The 7,515-nt window shown below is 68.3% G+C and carries 6 protein-coding genes and 3 pseudogenes; 2 read left to right on the top strand and 7 right to left on the bottom strand.

All coding sequences use genetic code 11. The annotated features are described in order from the left end of the window. Positions 1-402 precede the first annotated feature (402 nt). From DVH02_RS13170 to DVH02_RS36065, 5 genes and pseudogenes are all read right to left on the bottom strand, one after another. Entirely contained in the window at positions 403-2,088 is a 1,686-nt protein-coding gene (locus DVH02_RS13170; protein WP_114623984.1) for a ribonuclease J, read from the bottom strand. Between the two features lie 166 nt (positions 2,089-2,254). After that, on the bottom strand, positions 2,255-3,154 hold the full coding sequence (dapA, locus tag DVH02_RS13165; protein WP_114623983.1) for a 4-hydroxy-tetrahydrodipicolinate synthase: 900 nt from the start codon (positions 3,152-3,154) through the stop codon (positions 2,255-2,257). A 295-nt stretch (positions 3,155-3,449) separates the two neighbouring features. Beyond that, positions 3,450-3,899 (bottom strand): annotated as a pseudogene (gene thyX / locus DVH02_RS36075) (FAD-dependent thymidylate synthase); the annotation flags it as partial. 3 nt (positions 3,900-3,902) lie between these two features. Beyond that, a pseudogene (locus DVH02_RS36070) lies at positions 3,903-4,829 on the bottom strand (HNH endonuclease); the annotation flags it as partial. Continuing rightward, positions 4,809-5,096 (bottom strand): annotated as a pseudogene (locus DVH02_RS36065) (FAD-dependent thymidylate synthase); the annotation flags it as partial. The pseudogenes DVH02_RS36065 and DVH02_RS36070, both read right to left, overlap by 21 nt. A gap of 204 nt (positions 5,097-5,300) precedes the next feature. Between DVH02_RS36065 and DVH02_RS13155 the strand changes: the two are divergent. Continuing rightward, positions 5,301-5,540 (top strand): hypothetical protein, encoded by a 240-nt coding sequence (locus DVH02_RS13155; protein ID WP_114623981.1) that lies wholly within the window; start codon positions 5,301-5,303, stop codon positions 5,538-5,540. A gap of 96 nt (positions 5,541-5,636) precedes the next feature. Further along, positions 5,637-6,182, top strand: coding sequence for a hypothetical protein (locus DVH02_RS13150; protein WP_114623980.1), 546 nt, complete (start codon positions 5,637-5,639; stop codon positions 6,180-6,182). A 116-nt stretch (positions 6,183-6,298) separates the two neighbouring features. Here the strand turns inward: DVH02_RS13150 and DVH02_RS13145 are convergent, their stop codons facing one another. Together DVH02_RS13145 and dapB are read right to left on the bottom strand one after the other, a co-directional pair. Beyond that, a complete protein-coding gene (locus DVH02_RS13145; RefSeq protein WP_114623979.1) occupies positions 6,299-6,751 on the bottom strand; it encodes a tetratricopeptide repeat protein in 453 nt (150 codons plus the stop codon). Between the two features lie 5 nt (positions 6,752-6,756). Then, positions 6,757-7,509: a 4-hydroxy-tetrahydrodipicolinate reductase gene (gene dapB, locus DVH02_RS13140; RefSeq protein WP_114623978.1), complete on the bottom strand. Its 753-nt coding sequence runs from the start codon at positions 7,507-7,509 to the stop codon at positions 6,757-6,759. Positions 7,510-7,515 lie beyond the last annotated feature (6 nt).

Here is a 7,515-nt window from a genome sequence, read left to right as displayed (position 1 = left end):
ACATATCTGGCGTTGACTTTTGGCACGCTGTTGAGTTCTCAAGGAACGGACGCTTCCTTTGTACTCACCCACAGAATATTTCCTGGGGCTTTCCTCCGGGCGCTTCCCTTCGGTGTTTCTTTGTTTTGTTTCCGTCTTGCGTTTCCGACTCTATCAGACTCTTTCGTGTCCGATTCCCCGTCGGAGCGGGGTTTCGCTTTCCAGTTCCACGCTTTCGCGTTTCCCTTTCCGGCGGTTCCGACTTTATCAGAGTTATCCGAGTCGGATTCCCCCACCTCTTCGGGTGGATCCGAGCACGCGTTTGGCCCGGGTTCCCGTCGATGTGGAGCCGTAAACGTACTGGAGCGGGGGGCCTCGAAGCAAATCGAGGCCCCCCGCTCAGGTTTCGGTCGGATCCCGACGTCAGACCTCGACCACGACGGGGAGGATCATCGGGCGCCGGCGGTAGGTGTCGGACACCCACTTGCCGACGGTCCTGCGCACGAGCTGCTGGAGCTGGTGCGGCTCCGCGACGCCGTCCGAGGCCGCGCGGCCGATGGCCTCTTCGACCTTGGGCAGTACGGCTGCGAACGCCGAGTCCTCGATGCCGGAACCGCGGGCCTGGAAGTGCGGTCCGCCCACGACCTTGCCCGTGGTGGAGTCGACCACCACGAAGACGGAGATGATGCCCTCGTCGCCGAGGATCCGGCGGTCCTTGAGGTGCGTCTCGGTCACGTCGCCCACCGAGAGGCCGTCCACGTAGACGTAGCCGGCCTGGACCTTGCCGACGATTCTGGCCTTGCCGTCGACCAGGTCGACGACGACGCCGTCCTCCGCGATGACGATGCGGTCCTTGGGGACCCCGGTCAGCGCGCCCAGTTCGGCGTTGGCGCGCAGGTGGCGCCATTCACCGTGGACGGGCATCAGGTTCTTCGGCTTGCAGATGTTGTAGAAGTACAGCAGCTCGCCTGCCGAGGCGTGGCCCGAGACATGGACCTTGGCGTTGCCCTTGTGGATGACGTTCGCGCCCCATCTGGTGAGGCCGTTGATGACTCGGTAGACCGAGTTCTCGTTGCCCGGGATGAGGGAGGACGCGAGGATCACCGTGTCGCCCTGGACGATCCGGATCTGGTGGTCGCGGTTGGCCATCCGGGAGAGGGCGGCCATCGGCTCGCCCTGGGAGCCGGTGCAGACGAGGACGACCTCGTGGTCCGGGAGGTCGTCCAGCGTCTTGACGTCCACGACCAGACCGGCGGGCACCTTGAGATAGCCCAGATCACGGGCGATGCCCATGTTGCGGACCATGGAGCGGCCGACGAAGGCCACCCTTCTGCCGTACTCGTGGGCGGCGTCCAGGATCTGCTGGATGCGGTGGACGTGGCTGGCGAAGCTGGCCACGATGATCCGCTTCTGGGCGTTCGCGAAGACCTGCCGCAGGACGTTCGAGATGTCCTTCTCCGGCGGGACGAAGCCCGGGACCTCCGCGTTGGTCGAGTCGGACAGCAGCAGGTCGATGCCCTCTTCGCCGAGCTTGGCGAAGGTGGGCAGGTCGGTCAGCCTGCGGTCCAGCGGAAGCTGGTCCATCTTGAAGTCGCCCGTGTGGACCACCATGCCCGCGGGGGTGCGGATGGCGACGGCCAGCGCGTCCGGGATGGAGTGGTTGACCGCGACGAATTCGCAGTCGAACGGGCCGATCCGCTCCCGGTGACCCTCGGTGACCTCAAGGGTGTACGGGCGGATGCGGTGCTCCTGGAGCTTCGCCTCGATCAGTGCGAGGGTCAGCTTGGAGCCGATCAGCGGGATGTCCGGCTTCAGCCGGAGCAGGTAGGGGACGCCACCGATGTGGTCCTCGTGGCCGTGCGTGAGCACGACCCCGTCGATGTCGTCCAGCCGGTCCCGGATGGTGGTGAAGTCCGGCAGGATCAGGTCGATACCGGGCTGCTCCTCCTCGGGGAAGAGGACGCCGCAGTCGACGATGAGCAGACGGCCGTTGTACTCGAAGACCGTCATGTTCCGGCCGATTTCGCCCAGGCCGCCGAGCGGGGTTACCCGCAGGCCGTGCTTGGGCAGCTTCGGCGGGGCGCCGAGTTCAGGATGCGGATGACTCAAAAGACTCTCCTCACCACACGCGCCACGTACCTCTGAGGCACGTGGCGCGCATGACATTCGTACACGTGCTGTTGTCTGTGTGGGCTGTACGTGCGGACCGGTTTCCCGCTCCTGGGTGTTGTCGATGGTTTGCCGTTTTTCGCGTATTCAGTTGTGAAGTCGTTGGTTAGAGCTGTACCCCGCCGGCCGCGAGATCGATCTTGAGCTGGGCCGTTTCGTGGGCCGAGAGCTCGACCAGCGGAAGGCGCAGCGGTCCGGCGGGCAGCTCGCGCAGGGTGAGGGCCGCCTTGGTGGTGATGACGCCCTGGGTGCGGAACATGCCGGTGAAGACCGGGAGCAGCTTCTGGTGGATCTCGGTCGCCTTCTGGACGTCACCGGCGAGGTGGGCGTCGAGCAGCTGGCGCAGCTCGGGGGTGACGATGTGGCCCACCACGGAGACGAAGCCGACCGCGCCGACCGCGAGGAGCGGCAGGTTGAGCATGTCGTCGCCGGAGTACCAGGCGAGGCCGGACCGGGCGATGGCCCAGCTGGCGCGGCCGAAGTCGCCCTTGGCGTCCTTGTTGGCGACGATACGCGGGTGCTGGGCGAGCCTGACGATCGTCTCGGTGTCGATGGGGACACCGCTGCGGCCGGGGATGTCGTACAGCATGACCGGCAGTCCGGTCGCGTCCGCGATGGCCGAGAAGTGCCGGAAGAGGCCCTCCTGCGGGGGCTTGTTGTAGTACGGCGTCACCGCGAGCAGGCCGTGCGCTCCGGCGCGTTCGGCGGCGCGGGCGAGTTCCACGCTGTGCCGGGTGTCGTTGGTGCCGACGCCGGCGACGATGTGCGCCCGGTCTCCGACGGCTTCCAGGACCGCTCGTACGAGCTGGTCTTTCTCCGCGTCACTGGTGGTCGGTGACTCACCGGTGGTGCCGTTCAGGACGAGGCCGTCGTTGCCCGCGTCCACGAGATGGACGGCGAGCCGCTGGGCACCGTCGAGGTCGAGTGCGCCGTCCGCCGTGAAGGGCGTGACCATCGCGGTGAGGACCCGCCCGAAGGGGGTCTGCGGAGTGGAGATCGGAGCCATGGGTAACACGCTACTCGCTGCTCAGCTCGCCGTGTCCCCTTGGGGGACGGGACAAGAGGAGCCCGGCACTGCCTGCTCGGGGGTTCAAGCAGTGCCGGGTCCGTTTGATCAGCCTAGATGAAGTTCGTTAAACGCCGCAATACGGACACTTCTCGTGGTCGACCGTACACATGTGCCCCAGATCGGTCAGGAACGGTCTGGAGCGGACCTGGAACAGTGCGGAAACAGGTCCGTGGCCGTCCTGGGACAGACCACGGGGTCTGTCCCGTACGGATCGCTCGGGACACAGGCCCCGCTACGGGGCGACACGGCCGTTCGCGTTGAAAGCCGCGTGCGTGAGCGGCATCAGCCTCGCCCAGTGCTCCTCCATGCGCTCTCCGACCATCTCGATCTCGCGCTGTGGGAAGGACGGCACCTTCGCCTGCTCGTGCTGGGTGCGCAGGCCGAGGAAGTGCATCAGCGACCGCGCGTTGCAGGTGGCGTACATCGAGGAGAACAGCCCCACGGGCAGGACCGCGCGGGCCACCTCGCGGGCCACGCCGGCGGCCAGCATCTCCTGGTACGCCTCGTACGCCTGGAGGTAGGAGTCGTGCATCGCACGCTCCGTGATCTCCTGCTGGGTGTCGGTACCGGCCACGAACTCGTACTTGCCGGGGCGGCCCTGCTGCACCAGCTTGCGGTCTTCGCCCGGGACGTAGAAGACGGGCAGCAGTTCCCGGTAGCGTCCGGACTCCTCGTTGTACGAGTTGTGCACGACGATGCCGTTGGCCAGGAAGTTGTGCCATGGACCTTCGACCGACAAGTCGTAGGTCATCTCCTCCCCGTCGTCGGAGAGGGAGACGATCCGGTCCGGGCGGGCGACGGCGATCTCCCCTCCCTGCCGTGCGCGTGCCTGTTCCTGTGCGCTCTTCGTGGCGTGGCAGTCGGCGCAGGCAGGCGCCAGGTTGCTCTCGTCGAGTGCGCGGGTGAGATCCTCCGCGACCGGCGTCACATGGTCGAGAGCCAGTTCGCCGCGGGGGAACTCGGCTCCGCAGAGGTGGCAGGCGTCTTCTTCCTTGATCAGACGTTCACGCCGCATCGACGTCCAGACGCCGATGCCCCGGCGCAGGCTCGGAGGGACGAGCGTCTCGGAGGGGCGAGGGTCGGCGGCCGCCGCCATGACCGAGTCCCCCACCGCCAGCTCGCCGGCCTTGCGCCAGCCGTCGGGGGTCAGCACCGCATGGTCGACGGTGGAGCGCAGCTCTCTGCCGGACGCCGTGATGATCTTGATCAGCGGTTTCACCCCCGACTCGATGACGTCGGTGACGCGGGCCCGGCTCGCGGTCAGGGTCTCCTCGTCGTAGCAGCGGACATGGCTGCGCCGGACCGACTCCAGCTTCCGCAGACGGGTGCTGGGGTGCAGTTCGCGGAACTCCACCACCGCGGATTCCGCGGCTTCCCTGTTCTCGAAGAGTCCGAGATGGTGGTTCTCCTCCCCCTTGCGCACCTGCGCCAGCCATTTGCCGGCCTCGCCGTGCCAGGTGACGCCGCCGGCCGAGTGCGGCAGACGGTCCTCCACGCCCAGATGCCAGAGCTGGTGCAGATCCGCGATGGTCCGGCGCCGGAGGGTCCCCGACTCGCTCTCCAGAGTGATCTCCGTGTCACCCGCGACGCACCAGCCGACGCGGTGGCGCATGAACTCGCGGAAGACGAAGATCGGGGCGCTGATGAAGAAGGTCATCGAGTTGTGCTCGAAGGGGCTGCCGTGCCGGTCCCGCATCAGGTAGTTGATGAGTCCCTTGGAGCGCTCGGGGTCCTTCGTGATCTCTTCCAGGGACTGCTCGCCTGCGGTGGAGACACGCGCGGCCCACAGCACGTCGGAGTCGCCCGCGGCGTGTTTCACCAGGTCGACAGTGACATCGCTGCGGAAGCTCGGCTTGGTCTCGGCGGGGGTGTCGCTCACCGGCGGGGTCCTTCCAGTCGCATCGCTCGGGCGGCGCCCACTCTACGGCTCGCCACTGACAGCGACCGGCGGCGGAGGCCGCACCCCTGACGTTCCTCCGCCAATTCCCGGAAATCGGGCACCGAATGGCGCCTCTGTTCGTCTCTCCCAGTAGCGGCCGTACCTCGGCCGCGTTCCGAGACGAGACCCTGAGGAGTGCCCTCCATGTTCCGCCGGCGAGAGGCCGTCCCATTCGCATTCGTCGCCGAGGCCGACAGCTTCCGCAGTAATGTCACCCCGCCCCCCAGACAGCGGGCCACCGTCCCGGAGCTGCTGGGACGTACGCTGATCGGGCTCACCGTCGCCGCCGGATTCATCGGGGCGCTGCTGCTGGGGACACCCGCGCTGCAGTCCGGGGAGTCGGCGGGGCACAGCCAGCAGTCCGAGGCGTCCCAGGGACGTTGATGACTCGTCCGGCCCCCTCGGCTGGTCCGGACCGGTACGTCATCGGTAGCCTCACCGGGCACAGCAATCGAGCGTGCTTGTGAGTGAGGATCAGTCGTGCCCCTGCCCTTCCTGACGGCCGACCGGGCTTTTGACGCGACCGATGATGTCGCGCTGCCCTTCGACGATCATGATCAATGGCGGCGTCCGTACCGCCCGGGTCCCTGGCGGGTGGCAGCGGCTGCGCTGCTCCTGCTGTTGGCCTCGTTCGTTCTGCTCGCGACGGTGATCATCGCCGCCGCGGGCGCCCTGTCCGGTGCGACGGCGTGCTTCGTCGTCGCGGCGGTGGTCATCGCCATCGCCCTGCGGATGCTGCGGATGGGGGCGTGGGTGAGCCGGCACGGCGTACGCCGGGTGCGACTGCTCATGACCGTCACCGTCGCGTGGGACGGGATCACGGCTGTCCGCACGGTCCAGCAGCCGGTCCGCTGGCTCGGGCTGCCGCGCACGGTGCAGGGTCAGGCCCTGGTGGTCGTACGCCGACAGGGTGAGCCGCTCGCGCTGCTCACCGATCACAACGCGGACTTCCTGTCGCGTGGTGAGGCGTTCGACCGGGCCGCCGACATGGTCGAGGCGTGGGGCGCCGAATACCGCCCCTCCTGACCCGTCCCGTGCGGGTCTTTCCGTACACCCACCGCGGCTGAGCGGGGGGTCGGCCTCCAGTGGAGGCCGGCCCCCCGCTCACGCGTTACCGGCATTGGCGTACCGGAGCGCGCCGGTCAGGCGGGTACGGGTTTGCCGTCGTGCAGCGCGATGGCACGCTGCATGGCCTTGCGGGCGCGCGGGGTGTCCCGCGCGTCGTGGTACGCGATGGCGAGCCGGAACCAGCAGCGCCAGTCGTCCGGGGCGTCCTCCGTCTCGGCGCGGCGCTCCGCGAAGACGGCGTCCGCGGAGTCCCGGTCGATCCGCCCGCCCGGGGTGCGGACCAGCTCGTCGAGCGGCAGCCCGCCCTCGGCGTCCAGCTCCTGCGCGAGCCGGTTGGCCCGGTTGACGAACTGAGTGCTCTTCCAGAGGAACCAGAGACCGATCAGCGGCAGGATCAGCACCGCGACGCCGAAGGTGACGGTGAGCAGTGTGCCGTGCTCGATCAGCAGCACGCCTCGGCTGCCGACCAGGACGAAATAGACGACCAGGACGGCGGCCGTGAGGAAGTACGTGATCTTCGCGCGCATGACAGTCAGCTCAGGTCGAGGAAGTGTTCCAGGCCGAAGGTGAGGCCCGGGGCGGACACCACACGGCGCACACCGAGCAGGATGCCCGGCATGAAGCTGCTGTGGTGCAGGGAGTCGTGGCGGACGGTGAGCGTCTCGCCCTCGCCGCCGAGGACGACCTCCTGATGGGCGAGGAGGCCCCGGAGGCGTACGGAGTGCACCCGTACCCCGTCCACATCGGCGCCGCGCGCACCGGCCAGCTCGGTGACCGTCGCGTCGGGCTGCGCGGGCAGACCCGCGTCCGTCCGGGCGGCGGCGACGAGCTGGGCGGTGCGGTGGGCGGTGCCGGACGGCGCGTCGGCCTTGTCGGGGTGGTGCAGTTCGATGATCTCGACGGACTCGAACCAGCGGGCCGCCGTCTCGGCGAACTTCATGGTGAGGACCGCGCCGATGGAGAAGTTCGGCGCGATCAGCACCCCGGTCTCCGGGGAGGCGGCGAGCGAGGTGCCCAGCTGCGCGAGGCGCTCGTCGGTCCAGCCGGTGGTGCCGACGACGGCGTGGATGCCGTGGCGTACGCAGAAGTCGAGGTTGCCCATCACCGACGCCGGGGTGGTCAGCTCCACCACGACCTGGGTGCCGGTCTCCACCAGCGTCTCCAGCTGGTCGCCCCGGCCGAGGGCCGCGACCAGTTCCAGGTCGTCGGCGGCCTCGACGGCCCGTACGGCCTCGGAGCCGATGCGGCCCTTGGCTCCGACGACGGCCACGCGCAGCTTGCTCATTGCTCT

The organism is Streptomyces corynorhini (genome assembly GCF_003346515.1).
Taxonomy (GTDB): Bacteria; Actinomycetota; Actinomycetes; order Streptomycetales; family Streptomycetaceae; genus Streptomyces; species Streptomyces corynorhini.
Note: the sequence above shows the minus strand (reverse complement) of the source record. Positions and strands in the feature narration are given on the sequence as shown.